Below are 18,538 nucleotides of genomic sequence, written 5' to 3' on the forward strand. Positions count from 1 at the left end.
GGGTTACAGGGTACTAGTCATGGCGCCGATGATGACATGACCTTAAAACGCACCACGGCGCTCTCACTGACCCCACCCCGACCATCATTGACGACAACTTTCCAGTAGTAGGTGCCTGCGTTTAGCGGCCCGATGGTTTGACTGAAATCGTAGGCGGTCGTTTGTGGACTGTCGTTGCTTCCGCTCCCCCCGCCCCCGCAGGAAATCAACCACACCAGCAAAAAAGGGATAAACATTGTTACGATGAGTTTCCCTGGTCGTCGTGATCGGGCTATACCAAATAACGACAGTCCAACAAAGGTCGTGGCAAAACCGTAAGTACCAATATCAAGAGGGCTGTTCAGGTAGGGATTATCAGCAACAACGACAACATAATAAAGTTCATCGCCATCTTGGTCTGTTGCTTCTTCCCAGGCCAGGGTAATGGTGTCGGTTGTAGAGAAAATGGTATCCGCTGTCGGGATAATAGTTCGTGGCGCTGAGGGTGGGGTATTGCCGGCAATATCGGGTAATACCTTGTTTTCGATCAGGTTGAGCGCGTTCGCCACATTGAGAAGTCCAAAACCATAGGCATCATCTGCCCCGGGGGGACCAAGATCGGTTGCGGAATATTTCAGTGCCAGGTCAATTTCAGTAACGCCAAGGGTAAGTCCGAGGCTGTTTGCCGCACTCAGCAGCAATGCCGCAGCGCCGGTAACATGAGGAGCAGAAAAAGAAGTGCCTGAAACCTGCTGATAGGAAGTGGTATCCCCACTACCGCTCGCTGCTACTTTGATCGCTATGCCGGGAGCAACCAGATCAGGGTAGGTGAAGTCCTCCGGACAGGCGGATGGACCACGTGAACTGAACCCGGCGATCGTATTATCCGGCCAGGTTGCTCCGACGGAAAAGCTTTCAGGATAGTTGGCAGGGCTGACGCTGGTTGCTGCATCCGGCCCGTTATTGCCGGCTGCAGAAACAACGAAGATTCCGGCGGCTTTTATGGTTTGGATGGCCGTACGCAAATGATAGATACTGCTCCCGGAACCAAAGCTAGACAAGCAGTTTCCTGCTTCATCATCAAACCCCCAGGAGTTGTTAATAACTGCCGGTGCCCGCTCCGGGTTACCACCAGGGCTTAGTACCCACTGCAATGCTTCAATGATATAGGAGAGATTTCCAGTGCCATCGTCACGAAATAATTTTGCTGCTATCAGGCTGGCTCCCGGAGCCATGCCAATCGTGCTGCCACTGTGATGGCCACCGAGGGCAACGCTGGCAACGCCGGTACCATGGTAGCCGCCAAAATCATAGGGTTCAGTGCTGCCATTATAAGGGTCAAACCAGTCCCCGGCGTCACCGCGCCACCTCCCGGCCAGATCGGGATGCTCAATATTTACGCCTGAGTCAAGGATAGCAATAGTAATGCCTCTACCATCATAGCTTCGTTGCCACAGCAACGGCGCACCGGTTCGTCCAATATTCCACTCCGCTGAGCTGGTATCAGCGTCGCGATGCGATGGCAACTGGACTTCTTCATCAAGGGTAATTGCCTCAACGTAAGATAGAGTAGCCAGTTCGGCGAGAAGTTCAGGCGATACAGTCAATGCCATGGCATTGACAAGCCATAGGGGGCGGGCAGAAGTTAGGTTGCGTTGGCTTAAAAACTGATTAAGCGGTCTACCGTTCTTTTCGGAGACAGATGTTAATTCCCTGACGATCTCGCTACGTTGCCGAGGCCCGAGTCGTTTGGCGAGCATGACCGGGGTTTCATCGGTCGTTAAGCTTATGATGACCGAAATGGACTCTGAAGGGGTGCGATCCAGTACTGATTGAAGTTTTGGCGAGATGACTTCAGCAGTAACGGTCAGTGGTGAAGAGACCGTCAGCAGAAGGCCCAGAATGGCTGATAAAATGAGTTTTACCGGCATCGACAGTCTTCTCGTTATTTGATCTGAAGCGTTTGCAGAAAAAAATACAGACAACCCAGAAAAGCTTTGGGTTGTCTGTATTTTATAGCAAGGCTAAAGGATGTTGTCACTATACCATGCGCTTAAGGGCTTCGATGCGCTCATCAAGGGGAGGATGCGTTGTGAATAAACGCTTGATTCCCAGCCCTTTGGCGCCGGAAATACCAAATGCGGCAATTTGCTCCGGCAGTTGTGCCTGGCCGCTGTTGCGCTTGAGCTTTTCCAGTGCTGCAATCATTTTTTCCCGACCGGACAAGCGTGCCGCTCCCGCGTCCGCACGGAATTCTCGTTGGCGACTGAACCAGAAGACGATCACACTGGCCAGGATACCGAACACAATCTGGGCAACAATCGAAGTGATAAAGAACGCCGGGCCGTGGCCACGTTCGGTTTTAAAAACAACGCGGTCAACAAAATGACCAACAACCCGTGACAGGACAATAACAAAGGTATTCACTACCCCTTGAATCAGCGCCAGGGTGACCATGTCGCCGTTGGCAACGTGACTGACTTCATGCGCCAGAACCGCTTCAGCTTCATCACGGGTCATGGACTGCAAAAGGCCGGCACTGACTGCCACCAGGGCGTTGTTGCGTCGCATGCCGGTGGCAAAGGCATTAATTTCCGGAGCATTATAAATTGCCACTTCCGGCATGCCGATGCCGGCAATTTCCGCCTGCTGCTTCACTGTCTGCAATAGCCAGGCTTCAGCCTCATTGCCGGGGGTGGTAATCACTTTGGCACCGGTCATCCGCTTGGCAACAAATTTGGACATAGCCAGGGAGATAAAGGCACCGCCGAAACCGAATACCGCCGCGAAGATGAGCAGATTGGTCATGTCCAGACCGACACCCTGCTCGTCCAGCATGCTGCCCACACCGAGCAGGTTCAAGACAATGCTCAAAACAAAAATAATGGCCAGGTTGGTTGCAATAAAGAGTAATACACGCTTCATAACTGCTTGTTCCTCCATATAAATAATGATTTAACTAACGTTAGTTGTTCAGTTTTTTGATTTTTTGGGACGTAGCAACAAAAGCATAATGACAAAGTTTACAATCCGTTATTATGCGTTATCTGTCAAAGGTGTCAAGGTAAACCGGTCATGTTGCAAACGATATATTCAACCGCATAAGAGGGACGCCTGGTTCCAGGAAAATCTGCTATAATGTCGAAAGGGATATTTAGAAGTGGAGGATTATCATGCTGATTGTGCCGATTGTTTATGAAGATGGAATGATGGATCAGGTTGATCCCCAGAGTCTTCAAGTCCTTATAGAAGAAGAAATGATCGTCAAGTTTCAGCGTGGCGAAGGATGGGTCTATGTCGGAGTAGACCCGGTTCGCACAAAACAAAGACCTGACTATCCTGGACCCGAGCGTCGCCACATGCACTAAGTCTGGTCTCTATAGCTTCGGCTGCTCCGTTACGGGAGCAGACGGGTCAGGCGAAAATGATAATTGCGTAACACTGACATGACCCGGGTACGCTGTTCCTGGCCCATGCGCAACAGGATTTTTTGTCCGGCAGACAAGTTTTCCAGGGTCGGGTCGGCGTAGGTGTAGTTCACCGAGGGGCGCTCCAGCGCCAGTGGATCATCAGGATTCGGTGTTTCCAATAGATGAGCAAGTACGTAAACCAGTCGATCATTGAAATAGGCGTTGGGGTAACCCAGCTGTTGATAGGCGGTTTGCAGCAAAGGATAAAGATAAACATAGACCCTGATCACCGTATCGGGGTTGGTATGCTCCAGTAGATCGAGATAAGGAGCATAGCGCTGGTAGTTCTCCGGCGAAATCCGCAGACGCTCTTCCTCTCCCGCCGCGACAAAGCCTCCTTCCGGAAATTCAAAGGGGATGTGAGCCAGTGGCAGCTTCTTTTCCGGCAGGTTGTTGATGGTCAGTACCAGGCGCTGGATAAAGCTGTTCACAATCACCAGGTTACTGAAATAACGACCGCCGAGCAGACCGGTCAGGGCCTGATCGACCAGGGCGTCACTCTGCCCAATGGCCGGCAGAGATTCAGGCAGGTCTCCGAGCGGGTCATTCAGCGGCGACGGTGAGACCTCGGCAATCGGTGGTTGTTCTGCAGGGGAGAGCTCCGGTGCCGGTACGCTGTCCGGCACCGGATAGCGTACCACCGGGCGCTTGAGTGGCTCCTGCAAGGGGTCCAGAATCTCTGGCTCACTGACGATGAGATCATCGACGCGACTGTGGAAATAGATCGATAAGCCAAAGGCAATAATCACAGCCAGCAGAAAATAGATGATCAGGTTAGTCGTTTTCATGAACTCGTCTTTTCTGAGATGGGTAAAAAGAACGACCATGACATTGCTGAAATGCCTCCAGCTGATTGACAGGGTAGGCCTCCCGTGCAAGTGCGTGATGGCGTGCCATTAGCCGAAGATTGTTGCCGCCTGCTCGGTACTGATTTTTTCCAGGGCAGGTGGCCCGCCGTCTGCCATCTGCGGGGCAACCAGCCAGTAATGCCAGAGACTGTTGTCAGCCGGATAACGGTACAGCATTCCTCTCTCGGTGTCTCCCTGCTTGACCAGCTCCAGACGATTGGCGATCAGCCACTCAATCCGCATCCAGCCTGAGTCCTTCTCGACCCGGCTGCCAAGATCAAGCCAGAAACCTCGTATCATGGTGGTTTCCGGTGTTAATTCATAGTCTGTCAGTTCGATGTCCATTATTGTTGTTTGCCCGTTTGTTCAGAGAGATTGATTTTGGCCTTTAAAAAGTGTGGCCAGGATTCAGTCAATGCGCCAGTCAATTGGGAATCGCCAGTTTGACTATTCGCACATCAAATTTAACGGTTCTATTGTAGCGAAAATAAACCGGCAAAAGTAGTATAAATCACAATGACCCGGTTGTCGTTGATATCCCTCAGATTTGAATCTGTATCGGTTATGTGGTACTTCTGACATGGTATCTTCCGCCTGATTTTTCCTGTCATTCCTCTTTATCTCGAAAGAGCTATCATGGTTAACAGTATTGCCCAGCAGGTTGTTGCTGCTGTTGCAGGAGGGGCGGTCGTGTTGACCGCAAACAAGCGACTGTTCCGATATCTGCGGACAGTTTACGATCGTTCTATGGCCGAGAAGGGGGTCCTGGTATGGCCAGGTGCGCGTATTTTCCCCTATGCAACCTGGCTGCAGCAGGGTCTAGACAGCCTGGGCGAAAGTCGTCGTCTGCTGGGCACTTATCAGCAACATCACCTGTGGGAAAATTGTATTTCCGCTACGACCCGTGGCTCAGCTCTGGAGCTGATGAATCTTGATCGCACTACCGACACGGCGGTGCGTGCCCATAATTTGTTGAGCGAGTACGATCTGACTACGGAATTCTGTGATTTAACCGCTGACCAGCACATGTTCTGTGCCTGGCGCAGCCAGTATTTGCGTATATGCGAAGAATACCGCTGGCTCGATGAGGGGGGACTGTCAATCCGGGTTCTTGATGCCTTTGCCCAAAGGCAGTTGCCTCTGCCGCAGAAGATACTGCTGGTTGGCTTTGATCAACTCCCGCCGGGTATCATCAGACTTAAAGCGCTGATGAATGAGCGTGGCTTCCCATGCAATGAACTCGATATGAGCCAGGCACCAGAGGGGCGGGTTGTGCGTTTTGCCGCCGCCGATGAAGATGATGAAACCCAGCGGATGGCACGCTGGGTCCGCTTGTTGCTGGAGCAGGGGGTTGAGTCAATTGGTGTTGTGGTTCCCGATCTCCAGCGCCGCCGTGCGCAGATTGAACGCGCATTAAGGCAGCAGATCGATCCGCTTGCGGCAGTAAGGTTTGACGAAACCAGTTTATTCGGACTTTCCCTCGGTTCTCCTCTGGCGCAACAGGGGGTTATTGCTGCCGCCCTGGCGTGTCTCGACATCCAGCCACAGATGACGATGGATCGGATTTCTTACCTGTTGCGAACCCCTTTTGTCAGCGGCAGTCAGCAGGAGGCTGATCGCCGTGCCCTGTTTGACCGGCGGTTGAGGTCATTTCAACAGCAGCAGTTCAGTCTTCCTGCCTTGCTGCGCCTGGCTAAGGGGTTCGGCGGGTTGGGTGTTTTTGAGGGGTTGCTGTCTGGTCTGATGAATATTCATCAGCAGGCGGTGACGGCAGAAGAGTGGGCCGATCTATTCGCTGCTGAGCTCAAATCCAGCGGCTGGCCCCAGGGCGTGCCACTGTCGAGTGTCAGTTATCAAGCAGTAAGCGCCTGGTATGACAAGGTCCTGACTCGCTTTGCAGCGGTGGATCCAACCGCGAAAGTGTTTGAACGCAGTCGGGCCGTGCGGATCGTCCGGAGAATCGCCACCGAGACGGAATTTCAGCCGCAACGGGCGAGCGGGCCGGTGCAGGTGGTCGGGCTGCTGGAATCGTCGGGGCTGCATTTCGATCACCTCTGGGTGATGGGCCTGGATGCCGCTACCTTGCCGGCTTATCCCCGCCCTAACCCCTTCATCCCTTTTCGGCTGCAGGATGAAATGCAGATGCCCCATGCCGGTTTTTCCCGGGAACTGGAGTTTGCCGGACAGGTTGTGTCACGGTTGCGCTGTGCTGCCGGCAATATTGTGTTCAGCTATCCCCGGCGTAGCGGTGACACCGACTTGAGCCCAAGTCCTTTAATTGAGGACATCGAACGGGTTGACGCCTTGCCCCTGGCTGAGTGTGCCGATTTGCCGTACCGGATGCAAACCATGGGTGCAGAACTCGAACCCTGGCAGGATGACCAGGGGCCCTCATTGTCTTCCCACCAGTCCAGCGGTGGCACCCGTTTATTGCAGGATCAGGCCCATTGTCCTTTTCGTGCTTTTGTTCATCATCGTCTTGCCGTACGCCGTTTTGATCAGGCTGCAGCCGGACTGTCACCCCTGGTACGCGGCAATCTGCTGCATCTGGTTCTGCAGGAGGTGTGGCAACGGTGGGGCAGTCAACACCATTACCTGCATTTAACCGCTGCTCAGGTGCAAGAGGACATTAACTCGGCAGTTGACAAAGCCTTGGCGGCCGGATTAGGCGCAGAACCTGAATGTCATCAACAGCTTTGTCTGTTGGAAAAACAACGTCTGGTCAGACTGGTGAGCGAATGGCTTGAAAACATCGAGAGCCGGCGTGAGCCCTTCACCGTTGTCCAGATTGAACAGAATCTTCAGGCCAAGATTGGTCCGTTGGAGTTGACCTTGACGGTTGATCGTGTCGATGAGGTGGTCGGGGGTGAGCGTATCATTATTGATTATAAAACCGGCAGTGCCATGAATATTGCCGACTTTTTAACCGAGCCGTTAATTGAACCGCAGTTGCCAAGCTACGCCGTTGTCGGGGACGAAAAAAAGGACCGGGTCCAGGGGATTGTGGTTGCGCTGGTCAAGGCGGGTCAGTGCCGGTTAAAGGGGATCACCAGTGACGATGATCTGTTGGCTAAGGTACGCTCCGTGGCCGCCTTGCCAAAGGCCCGGGAACTCGGCATCAGTGACTGGACCACCCTGGTTGATTTCTGGCACCGGCAACTCGATCAGCTTGCCACCGACTTTGCTGCCGGAGTTGCTGCAGTCAAACCCTTCGACCCGCTTAGAAGCTGTCGCTATTGTGATCTGCCCGGACTGTGTCGCATCGGTGATATTGACCAGGAGGGGATCAATGAGTAGTGCCGACCAGCAACAGCGACTCCAGGCCATCGACACTAATATTTCCTGTATTGTTCAGGCCCCGGCCGGTTCAGGAAAGACCGAGCTGCTGATCCAGCGCTTGTTGGCATTGCTGGCCGTGGTCGACAAGCCTCAACAGATTCTGGCAATCACTTTTACCAATAAGGCTGCTGCCGAAATGCGCCGGCGTTTGCTTGATGCCCTGGACCAGGCCAGGACGGCACCCCAACCACAGGCGGAGCACGAAGCCCTGACCTGGCGTCTGGCGCGCCAGGCCCTGGAACGCCAGGGGGAGAGTCTGCTGCTGAATCCTGCCCAGTTGGCGATTCAGACGATTGACAGCTTCTGTGCCACCATTGTTCGTAAGATGCCTTGGGTAACGCGTTTTGGTGGCATGCCGGATATGAGTGATGACGCGTCGGAACTGTACGAGGCGGCAGTAACCCAGCTCCTCGCCCAACTGGAACAGCCGGGCCCGGTCAGTGATGCCTTGAAGATTGTCCTTGAACATCTGGACAACGACATGGCCGTAGTGCAGCGTATGCTCATCGGCCTCCTCGCCCGGCGCGATCAGTGGCTCAGACACTTGACCAGCGATAAACATCAGCTCCACCGTGAGCTTAATGCCGGTCTTGAACGTATCTGTAATGAACATCTGGAGCAGGCACGTCAGAGTATCCCCGCTCCCCTGGTATCTGAACTGCTGGCCTGTGTTAATTTTGCCGCTCATCACTGCTCTGACGATTCCGCCATTGCCCATTGGCGGGTTCAGGAGGTGCTACCGCCGGCCACCATGGAACAAATGCCCTTGTGGTTGGGGCTTGCTGATTTGCTGTTAACCAGTTCCGGCACCTTGAGAAAGTCATTGAACAAAAATGTCGGCTTTCCTGCAGGTCATCACTACAAAAAAAACAAACAGGGAATGGTCGACCTGTTGCAACAGTTTGAACGGGTCCCTGATCTGGCCGACGCGTTCCTGCGGGTGCGTTCCCTGCCGCAGCAACTCTACGGCGCTCAACAGTGGCAACTGCTGGATGCTTTGTTCGATCTGTTGCCGCGCCTGGTAGCTCAGCTGTGGCTGGTGTTTCGCTCACGCGGTCAGGCCGATTTCACCGAGATTGCTCTGAAGGCGAATACGGCTCTGGGGGCTGCTGATCATCCAAGCGAGTTGCTGTTGCAGCTGGATTATCAACTGCAACATATTCTGGTAGATGAGTTCCAGGATACCTCGCGTTTGCAGTATCAGTTGTTCAGTACCCTGACTGCAGGATGGACCGCTGGCGATGGTCGGACCCTGTTTCTGGTCGGTGATCCAATGCAATCGATTTATCGTTTCCGTGAAGCCGAGGTCGGGCTGTTTCTCCATAGTTTTAAAGGATCTTTCGGCAACGCCGATGTGCCGCTGACTCCCTTGCGCCTATGCTGTAATTTCCGTTCGCAACAGGGGATTGTCGACTGGGTCAATCAGGCGTTTACCACCATCTTTCCACCCCGGATGGATGTCACTACCGGTGCCGTTCCGGTGGCCACCGCACAGGCCGTCAAACCGGCACTGGCCGGCAACGCGGTCCAGATTCACCCCTTTGCAGAGGTAGATGATGGCGCAGAGGCCGAGCGGATTGCCGCTATTATTGCCGCTGCCCAGGACCGGGATCCGCACCAGACCATTGCTGTCCTGGTGCGTGGCCGTAACCATCTGCGCCAGTTGTTACCGTTGTTGCGTCAGCGAAATATCGCCTACCAGGCTAAAGACATCGATCGTCTTGAAGCTCGCCCGGCAGTGCTTGATATCGTTCACTTGACCCGCGCGCTGCTTCATCGCGGCGATCGCCTTGCCTGGACCGCGGTTCTCAGGGCACCCTGGTGCGGCCTGACCCTGAACGATCTGCATCACCTCTGTGACGATCCCCATGAACGTACCATCCCCTCCCGGTTGGCAGAGATGACAGTCATTGCGCGCTTAAGTGACGATGGTCGTCGCCGTCTGGAACGGGTTTGGCCTGTCCTCCAGCGGGGGATGAAAGCCAGATCCCAGTTGCCATTGCGCGATCTGGTTGAAGGCTGCTGGGTCGCTCTCGGAGGCCCGGTGGGGCTGGCAGAAAATGTTATGACAGATATCAATCTGGTTTTCGCGCTGATTGAGGAGCTCGATCAGGGGGGAGACCTCGCGGAGATGGAACAATTGACAAGGCGTTTACAGCAGCTTTATTCCCCTCCCGACAGTCGCGCGAGCGGCAACCTTCAGATCATGACGATCCATAAAGCCAAGGGTCTGCAATTTGATACCGTCATCCTGCCCGGTCTGGGGAAGAAAACCCGCAGCTCCGATGCTCCTTTGTTGCGCTGGCTTGAACATCCGGAACATGGCCTGCTACTGGCTCCGGTGAGTGCTCGAGGCAGCCGGGAAAAAGACCTGGTCTACCAACTGGTAGCTCACCTCGAGGCGTGTAAGGACGATTTTGAGAATGCGCGGCTGCTCTATGTTGCCACCACCAGGGCCATCCGTCATCTGCACCTGCTCGGACACGCCCAGATGGATAAAAATGGGGAACTGCAGCCGGCGTCAGGTTCCTTGCTGGAAAAACTCTGGCCCCAGGTTGGCCATGCCTATCAGCAACTTGATCTCTCGGCAGATCCGGTCGTAGCTGAAGATCGGCTGGTCAGATCCCAGCGTTTGAAGAGTTCGTGGACGTTGCCGGCCTCTGCTGAGGTCCCACTGATCTCCCTGCCTGCCGAAAAAACGGCTTCCATGTCCGCTGCCGAGAATCTGGTTGATACCCTTTACAGTGGCTGGGAAAAATCGCTGTATCGCCATGTCGGTACCCTGGTCCATCAGATTTTTGAACGTATTACCCAGACCGGTAGCGGTGTCTGGAACGATGTGGACGAGAATCAACGGATGGCAGGGATCAAGCAATCGTTACGCGGGTTAGGTGTCAGACAGAAAGATCTGGCCGAAGCGACCCAAAAGGTGATAGAGGCTGTTGACCGAACATTGGCAAGTTCACGCGGAACATGGTTGTTAGCCTCCTATCTTGATCAGGCCGCAGAGTTGCCTCTCAGTGGATTTAACGATAAGCAATTGATCCATGCGGTCATTGACCGGACCTTCGTCACTGACGGTTTGCGCTGGGTGATTGATTATAAAACCAGCACTCCGGCGCCGGGAGAAAAACTAAAAGATTTTTTTCAGCGTGAAGGATCGCGCTATCAACCGCAACTGCAGATATATGCAGAACTGATGCAGCGCTTTGATCCGGATCATCGAGTCCAGGCGGCCTTATATTTTCCTCTGGTGGATGGCTGGCTGGAAATCGATACCACAAAGGGTTGATTTTAGCCATGATGTCGCTGACTTGCCGGCATGTTGTCAGTTGCTGACGGTCTTATCCGCTGCCCTGTTGACGGATTCGGTGTTAATGAAGTGCGCCGATGGTAGCAGGGCTGAGTAGATTGCCGGTCATGTAACGTTGGCGCGGGTCGATGTTGACGAGTTTTTTCATGGCTTGGGATGCCAGATGCAGACGAAAGGTGGAGCAGGGATCTTTGACCAGATACAATTCTACGGTTTTTTTCATAGACCCGATGCGCAGTTCGGTTTCAATGCTGTAACACCAGTGACGGGTACCATCTGCTGCGGTTAACTGACGACGATTTTTTGCTGTTGCTACTGAATAAACTTCGATATCGGTATTTTTCTGGATCGGATTGACACCAAAACTGATCAACAGATCCTCGCCTTCCTTAAAGGTGGTAAAGTCGAAAATATGCAGCAGGGATATCTGGCTGTTCATATCGATTTGTGCCTCAATCGCCGGTATTTTCAGTTGTGGAAAGGCGACCCATTCACACCAACCAACATCAACCAGCAATGAATGCTTAGCTCTCTTCATACGTACCCTCATAGAATGGGTTAATGTTTAGCCCAATCTATTGACGCCGGTAAAAAAAGTAAATAATTCTAATATTAATTTCAAATCGTTCACCGATTTACGTATCGGTGTCGACTTCGGGTCAGATTTTGGTTTTTTAGGAAATTTGTTGAAAAATATGCTGGTTTTAATTGACTCTGCCGATATAGATCACTGATACTGAAATTAATGAACTCTTAATAATTTTGGAGTGTGTCCATGTCTGGAATGGTCAGATTTTTTTTGATTGTTGTTGCTATCATCAGTATTTTGTTAGCGGCTCTGGCTGTTCTGATACAAACCCAGCTGACACCGGAGCGGGTGCGTACAACATTTTTGCCGATGGTGGAAAAACAGTTTGGGCGTACTGTCGCCATTGGTGACATTGACATCGGTATTTTTTCCGGCGTGACAGTTGCTGATCTGAGTATAGAGGAAGCTGATTCCTCGGATCTGTTTGTCGTGGTGAAAACCGCACGTCTGACGTATCGGCTCTGGTCGCTACTCAAGGGACAACTGGATATCAGCGAAATTTTCCTGGATGGGCCGGAGATCACCATCATCCGTTATCCTGACGGTCGTTTCAATTTTTCCACCCTGTTAAGTGAAAACCGGCAACAGACTCAGACCGGCCCGGACCAGGGTTCTGATGCGCACAACCCGCAGGAGTCTCTGTTTGAGCTGCTGATCCAGCGCATTACCATGCGTAACGGACAGATTCTTTTTATTGATCGTTTTATTAATCCTACTGCTCCATTTCGCTACAGCTTCAGTAATCTGAACTTAAGCGCTAAAGACATTTCTTTCAGTGGCAGTTTTCCCCTTGATATTTCCATGGTATTGAATCAATCACAGGTTCATTTGTCGGCACAGGTCGACCTGTCACGTCAAAGCGGTAACGCCGCGTTGCGGGTGACCCCTCTGGATTTGGTTCCCTTCGCTCCTTACTACCGCAACCAGCTTCCCGGTCCCTTGGGCAGTGCCCAACTGGAGGTCAATCTTGACCTCGACTGGACCCCCGAGCGTTTGCTGTCTCGTGGTAAGGTTATTCTGAATCAGGTTGATATGGTGTTGCGCGACCTGCCGGATTTGCCGTTGCGCGGGGTTCGTATCGCCACCGATTACTCAATACGTTATGATATCCCTCGGCAGTTGCTTGATATCTCGACCGCGTTGTTGAATTACAATGACATTAAAACCTCCTTACAGGGGAATATTGATCTGACCGGTGCCGGCCCCCAGTTTGATCTTCAGGTTGTTCTTGATAAAGCCGATCTGCGTCACAGCATCCAAAGTCTGCCGCACAACCTCACCCGACAATTACAACCCTACAGCCCGGCGGGTGAATTAACGGTTCACTTGCGTCTTTTGGGGCCACTAAGCGCTGCTGACAGGCTGGTTCATTCGGCCCGTATCAGCCTCAATCAGGTCCAGGCAACGGTAGGTCATCTGCGTACCGGCTTAAACGGTGATATTGCTTTCGCCCAGAACCGGCTAACCTCGGACAATCTGCTGCTAAAGGGGGGAGACCAGCAGGCGCAGCTGGTTTTTAACCTGACAAATATTATGACGCCACCGATCAAGGGTACCTTTGCCCTGTCCTCACGGGAATTGAATCTGAACCGGCTTTTGCCGGCAGAACAGGAGCATTCCCAACCTTCCGCTTCTCCCGGACCTCCCCCCTTGCCGGCACAGGAACCCGGTCCTTTCGATCTGCCCTTTGATGTTAGTGGGACGGCAACGGTTGACCGCTTGTTGTACCGGCAACTGACGATGTCACAGGTCGATGCTGCGCTCAGTCTGAAAGATAATCGGCTGACCCTTTCACCCCTGAGGGGCCGCATTGGCGAAGGACAATTCACTCTCGACTCATCCGTTGATCTGGGGGTCGCGGGATTCAGCTATGAAGGGCAGGCAGAGGTGGCTCAACCCGATCTGGCTACCCTGATGAGTGGAATTTTTCCAGCGGCCAGCCAGAAAGCCAGCGGTCGGGTGAACTGGGTTAACAGCTTTTCCGGGCGCGGTACCATGACGGATAATCTGCTCAAGGCACTGCAGTTGGAGGGCGAAATCCAGTTGTTCCAGGGAACGATCAGTGGCTTTGCCTTGCTTGATCAGGTGTCCTGGTTTCTTGACAGCCCGGATCTGAAAAATTTGTCATTCCGTGATGTTAAGGGTAGTTATCGGCTCAAGGATGGTAAGGCGCTGATTGACAGTCATTTCGATGGGAACCAGGTGACTATGACTCCGAAAGGGAGTATCGGTGTCGATGGCACGGTCAATCTGTCGTTGGCCACCCGCCTGGCACCTGACATTCTCAGGCGCATGGGAGCTTCCGAGCGCTTGAAACAGGCTTTTGTTGACAGCAGTGGCTGGGGGGTCCTGCCGCTGGAAATCGGTGGCAGTCTAACCAGCCCGCAGGTTCGATTCGATACCGGGGCGCTGGAACAGCAGGCCCTTGACCAGGTCAGATCTGAAGCGTCGGACCGCTTGTTGGAAAAGCTGTTGCCGGAGGTTGAGGGGGAAAGCAGGGAGTCGATGAAAAAACTGCTGGATAATACCCTGAAGCGCTTGCGTCCTCAGTAACGGTTGGCGGCGCAACCACTCGGCAAGCTTTTTTAGGTCAAGTCAACAGCAGCCGGGAGAGGCAATTCCCGGCTGCTTTGTTTTATCTGGTGATGGAACGGGTTTTACTGCGCATGGTAACGAATTCTTCAGCGCTGGTTGGATGAATGCCGACGGTCTGATCGAACATCGTCTTGGTGGCTCCTGCCTGTAGGGCCACGGCAATCCCCTGGATAATCTCTCCGGCACCTTCGCCGACCATATGGGCACCGACCACCCGGTCACTGTCTGCGTCAACAATCAGTTTCATCAGATAGCGTTCGGTTGTATCAGCCAGGGCCTGCTTGAGGGAACGGAACTCGGTGGAGAAGATGTCGATCCGGGGGTAATGATCCCTTGCCTCTTCCTCGGTTAAACCGACGGTGCCGATGTTGGGTGAACTGAAAACCGCGCTGGGGATCAACGCGTAGTTTAGCCGGGCTTTTTGGTCACGGTACAGGCGATCGACCAGGTTCATCGCTTCAGCCAGAGCGACAGGGGTCAGTTGCAGGCGGTCGATGACATCGCCCAGGGCATAGATGGACGGCACATTGGTCTGAAATCCGTCATTTACCTTGATGGCACCGCGCTCATCGAGTTCCACCCCCACCCCTTCAAGACCAAGCTGAGCGGTGTTGGGACGGCGGCCGGTCGCCGCCAGCACCATATCGGTTTCAAGAGCAGAACTATCAGTAAAGGTTACCTGCAAAGCGCCATCGGCGGTTTTTTCTATCCGTTGCGGTTGACAGTTAAAGCGCAGATCGATCTTTTTTTTGCGCATCTGGTCAGCGACGTAACTGCAGATTTCCTGATCAAAGCCACGCAAAAACAGCTCACCCCGATAGGCCTGGGTAACCGCAACTCCGAGGCCATGAAAGATGCCGGTAAATTCGGTTGCAATATAGCCCCCACCAACAATCAGGGCGCGTTTCGGCAGGGTTGGCAGGGCAAATACCTGATCAGATACGATCATCAGGTCACTGCCCGGAAACTCCGGCACGTAGGGGCGCGCGCCGGTGGCAATCAGGATCCGTTCAGCGCTGTAGCTGGTATCGGCGACCGTTACCTCATGCTTGCCGGTAATGGTCGCCTTGCCCCTGATCAGCGTTGCTCCTGCTTTGCTTAACATTCCCTCTAGGGCGCGATTGGACCTGACAATGACCTTGTCCTTGTTCTGCTGCAGGCGCTGCCAGTCAAAGGAGGGACGTTGGCTGCTAAAACCAAAACCGGCAGACTGGACAAAAGCGGAACCATATTCAGCGGCATGGACGTAGAGCTTTTTCGGGACACAGCCCAGATTGACACAGGTGCCACCGGTGCGATCCTGCTCAGCAACGGCAACCCGCACCCCCAGCGCGGCCGCCATGCGGGCGGCCCTGACGCCGCCTGAGCCGGCACCAATGACAAACAGGTCGTACTGATATTGATGGTTTTCGTTCATATTAGGCACCCTGGTTATCCCACTTCATTGTATTCACGAATACGAAATTGAACCCCGAGTTTGTTTGCCAACTTTTCGCAAGCCCCGATATCGATCCCCGGATAGGTGACCATGGTCGCGGTTACGTCAGGAATATGGTCCTTAGCCAGACGCAAAAACTCGCTAACCGCGGCAAACGATTGTTCGCCAAAGCGGGATTGGCAGAGATTCTGATAGGTTGTCGCATCAGCAGCGTTGAGTGATACGGAGATAGCGTCGATCAGCCCGTTTAGCTCAGGTAAAATGTTACGGCCATGCACCAGGTTGGCCTGGCCATCAGTGTTGATCCGGATACGACAACCCTGTTCTTTAAGCCGCCGGGCTACAGTCAGGATCAGATCGAGACGCAACAGCGGCTCGCCATAGCCACAGAAAACGATCTCGTGATAGGGAGCCGGATCTCCAATGGCCGCCATCACTTCATCGACATCCGGTTCGTGATCCAGTTTAAGCTCGTGTCCTTTGACGACAAAATCGTTGAATTTGGCGCAGAAGATACAGCTATTGGTACAGCGGTTCGTGATATTGAGATAAAGCGAATCGCGAATCTGATAGGCGATGGTTGCAGCGGTTTCAATGGTACCGATGCCAAACAGATCGTAACAGTTGCGACTGGTAATACGAGCAACATCAGCTAACGTTAAGCCCTTTATTTTTGCCAGGGTTTCGGCAGGGTGAAGCAGGTAAGCGGGTTCATTGCGTTTGCCCCGATACGGTTGCGGCGCCAGATAGGGGCAGTCCGTTTCAAGGAGAATTCGCTCTAAGGGCAACCGGCGCAGCATGGCGCGGACCTCATCATTTTTTGGATAGGTAATCGCTCCGGTAAAGGAGAGATAAAAGCCCATATCCATGCATTTATGAGCCATTACCAGGTCGCCGCTGAAACAGTGCAGGACGCCACCCACTTCAGAAGCTTTTTCCTCAGCAAGGATGGTCAACACGTCCTCGTGGGCATCGCGGTCATGAATGATGACCGGCTTGTCTATTTCTCTGGCGAGCTGGATCTGGCGGCGAAAAGCCTGTTGCTGGATGTCGGCAGGGGCACGATTACGGTAATAGTCGAGACCGATTTCACCAACGGCAACAACTTTCGGCTGTTGCGCAAGGTGGCGTAATTGGGTCAGGGAGTTATCATCAAGTCCTGGCGCATCGTGTGGATGGAAACCGACAGCCGCATACAGAGGTTCATAGCGGGAGGCCAGATCGACATTGATCACAGAGCTTTGCAGATCACAGCCGATAGAGAGGATATAGCGCACACCAGCGCTCTGAGCAGCCAGGATGACCTGTTCCAGATCTTCAGCAAAGCGACTGTTGTCGAGGTGAGCGTGGCTGTCGATCAGTTTGGGGGTAGCATCAGTCATGGTTATTTGCTCAACAGATAGAAATGTTACTGGGTTTCAATGCGTGGAAACATCGGTGTAGCTTTATCAATAGTGGTACCCGCTGTCAGGCGCACGGAAAAATCAAACTCCTCGGTGTGCAGAGAACTGGTCTCGCGTCCAAGCAGCGTCAGAATCTTTTCGGCGGTCTCGGGCATGAACGGGGTAATGAGCAACGCAATTACCCGTAAGGAATCGATCAGATTATACATGACGGTGCCCAACCGCTGTTGTTGTGACGGATCTTTAGCCAGGGTCCAGGGGGCGGTATCGTCGATATATTTGTTGCCGGCTGAAATCAGTTCCCAGATGACAATCAATGCCTTGTTGAAGGCCATTTCGTTGAGCAGCGCATCAGATTTGCGGACGGTTTCGCTGAATATATCGACAAACCTGTCATCGATGGCTTCAGCCACGTCGGCTTGTGGCAATGTGCCACCGAAATACTTTCCAAGCATGGCGGTGGAACGGCTGACCAGATTACCGAGATCGTTAGCCAGGTCGGAGTTGATACGGCCGATCAGGGCGCTGTGGGAAAAATCACCGTCCAGTCCGAAGGGGACCTCGCGCAATAAAAAGTAGCGAATGGTGTCGACCCCGTAGGTATCAGCCAGCATATGGGGTTCAACCACATTGCGCAGACTCTTGCTCATTTTCTGTCCTTCAACCGTCCACCAGCCGTGGGCAAAAATCTGCTGCGGTAGAGGAAGACCGGCGGCCATCAGAAAGGTTGGCCAGTAGACGGTATGAAAGCGCAGGATGTCCTTGCCAATAACATGCACAGCCGGCCAGAAGGTGGCAAACAGCTGATTCTGATCCTCGGGATAACCCAAAGCGGAGATATAGTTGGTGAGGGCATCAAACCACACATAAATAACGTGCTTCTCGTTGCCCGGTACCGGGATCCCCCAGGAAAAAGAGGTGCGGGAAATCGACAGGTCCCGCAGACCTTCACGAACAAAGCTTAGAATTTCGTTGCGCCGTGATTTGGGTTGAATGAAGTCGGGGTTGGCCTCGATATGGGCCAGCAGTTGCTCCTGATATTTACTCATGCGGAAAAAATAGGATTCTTCCTTGAGTTTGGTGGTTGCACGACCACAGTCAGGGCAGTTGCCGTTAATCATCTGGGTCTCGGTCCAGAAGGTCTCGCAGGGGGTGCAGTACCAGTCCTCGTATTCGCCGAGGTAGATATCCCCCTTGGCCTCAATGGTTTTAAATTGTTCCTGAACCGTGTGTTTATGCCGCTCCTGGGTGGTACGGATAAAATCGGTATGGGAAATATTGAGTTTATCCCAGAGCGCCTGAAAACGCTTGACCACCCGATCAGCCAGCTCAAGCGGGGTCTCGCCATTGGTCTTGGCTGCCGCTTCCACTTTTTGCCCATGCTCATCCGTCCCGGTTAAAAAAGCCACCTGATAGCCACGGGAACGTTTATAGCGGGCCATTACGTCACAGGCCAGGGTGGTATAGGCATGGCCGATGTGCGGAACATCATTTACGTAATAGATCGGTGTCGTAACGTAGAAGGTCTTTTCCATTAGTTGTCGCTCCCGCGAGGAAGAGGGTT

General features: G+C 53.2%; 12 protein-coding genes. 4 read left to right on the forward strand and 8 right to left on the reverse strand.

What is annotated here, in order from left to right; genetic code table 11:
* Nucleotides 1–17: 17 nt before the first annotated feature.
* Together ICT70_RS02680 and htpX are read right to left on the reverse strand one after the other, a co-directional pair.
* On the reverse strand, nucleotides 18–1,910 hold the full coding sequence (locus ICT70_RS02680) for a S8 family serine peptidase (RefSeq protein ID WP_191153839.1): 1,893 nt from the start codon (nucleotides 1,908–1,910) through the stop codon (nucleotides 18–20).
* A 109-nt stretch (nucleotides 1,911–2,019) separates the two neighbouring features.
* Nucleotides 2,020–2,904 carry a protease HtpX gene (gene htpX / locus ICT70_RS02685; RefSeq protein WP_191153840.1) on the reverse strand — a complete coding sequence of 295 codons (885 nt, stop codon included), beginning with the start codon at nucleotides 2,902–2,904 and terminating at the stop codon, nucleotides 2,020–2,022.
* A gap of 248 nt (nucleotides 2,905–3,152) precedes the next feature.
* Here htpX and ICT70_RS02690 point away from each other — a divergent pair, with 248 nt between their 5' ends.
* A complete protein-coding gene (locus ICT70_RS02690; RefSeq protein WP_191153841.1) occupies nucleotides 3,153–3,347 on the forward strand; it encodes a GSU3473 family protein in 195 nt (64 codons plus the stop codon).
* A gap of 29 nt (nucleotides 3,348–3,376) precedes the next feature.
* On the opposite strand, the gene ICT70_RS02695 is transcribed toward ICT70_RS02690, so the two are convergent.
* Both ICT70_RS02695 and ICT70_RS02700 read right to left on the reverse strand, forming a co-directional pair.
* Nucleotides 3,377–4,237 (reverse strand): DUF3014 domain-containing protein, encoded by an 861-nt coding sequence (locus ICT70_RS02695; protein ID WP_191153842.1) that lies wholly within the window; start codon nucleotides 4,235–4,237, stop codon nucleotides 3,377–3,379.
* Between the two features lie 108 nt (nucleotides 4,238–4,345).
* Entirely contained in the window at nucleotides 4,346–4,642 is a 297-nt protein-coding gene (locus ICT70_RS02700) for an Imm27 family immunity protein (protein ID WP_191153843.1), read from the reverse strand.
* Nucleotides 4,643–4,933: 291 nt separating this feature from the next.
* Here ICT70_RS02700 and ICT70_RS02705 point away from each other — a divergent pair, with 291 nt between their 5' ends.
* Both ICT70_RS02705 and ICT70_RS02710 read left to right on the forward strand, forming a co-directional pair.
* Nucleotides 4,934–7,594, forward strand: a complete 2,661-nt coding sequence (locus ICT70_RS02705) for a PD-(D/E)XK nuclease family protein (RefSeq protein WP_191153844.1) — start codon at nucleotides 4,934–4,936, stop codon at nucleotides 7,592–7,594.
* A complete protein-coding gene (locus ICT70_RS02710) occupies nucleotides 7,587–10,928 on the forward strand; it encodes a UvrD-helicase domain-containing protein (RefSeq protein ID WP_191153845.1) in 3,342 nt (1,113 codons plus the stop codon). The genes ICT70_RS02705 and ICT70_RS02710 overlap by 8 nt, the downstream gene beginning before the upstream one ends.
* An 82-nt stretch (nucleotides 10,929–11,010) precedes the next feature.
* On the opposite strand, the gene ICT70_RS02715 is transcribed toward ICT70_RS02710, so the two are convergent.
* The gene (locus ICT70_RS02715) at nucleotides 11,011–11,487 is read right to left on the reverse strand and encodes a putative ATP-dependent zinc protease (RefSeq protein WP_191153846.1); all 477 of its coding nucleotides are present in this window, start codon (nucleotides 11,485–11,487) and stop codon (nucleotides 11,011–11,013) included.
* 237 nt (nucleotides 11,488–11,724) lie between these two features.
* Here ICT70_RS02715 and ICT70_RS02720 point away from each other — a divergent pair, with 237 nt between their 5' ends.
* The gene (locus tag ICT70_RS02720; protein ID WP_191153847.1) at nucleotides 11,725–14,091 is read left to right on the forward strand and encodes an AsmA family protein; all 2,367 of its coding nucleotides are present in this window, start codon (nucleotides 11,725–11,727) and stop codon (nucleotides 14,089–14,091) included.
* A gap of 82 nt (nucleotides 14,092–14,173) precedes the next feature.
* Here the strand turns inward: ICT70_RS02720 and gorA are convergent, their stop codons facing one another.
* Genes gorA through metG form a run of 3 tightly spaced genes read right to left on the reverse strand, consistent with a single transcriptional unit; the run spans nucleotide 14,174 to nucleotide 18,509 of the window.
* Entirely contained in the window at nucleotides 14,174–15,550 is a 1,377-nt protein-coding gene (gene gorA / locus ICT70_RS02725) for a glutathione-disulfide reductase (RefSeq protein ID WP_191153848.1), read from the reverse strand.
* A gap of 14 nt (nucleotides 15,551–15,564) precedes the next feature.
* A complete protein-coding gene (locus ICT70_RS02730; RefSeq protein WP_191153849.1) occupies nucleotides 15,565–16,953 on the reverse strand; it encodes a TatD family hydrolase in 1,389 nt (462 codons plus the stop codon).
* Between the two features lie 26 nt (nucleotides 16,954–16,979).
* Entirely contained in the window at nucleotides 16,980–18,509 is a 1,530-nt protein-coding gene (gene metG / locus ICT70_RS02735) for a methionine--tRNA ligase (protein WP_191153850.1), read from the reverse strand.
* Nucleotides 18,510–18,538 lie beyond the last annotated feature (29 nt).

Source organism: Pelovirga terrestris (genome assembly GCF_014773365.1).
Lineage (GTDB): Bacteria > Desulfobacterota > Desulfuromonadia > Desulfuromonadales > Geopsychrobacteraceae > Pelovirga > Pelovirga terrestris.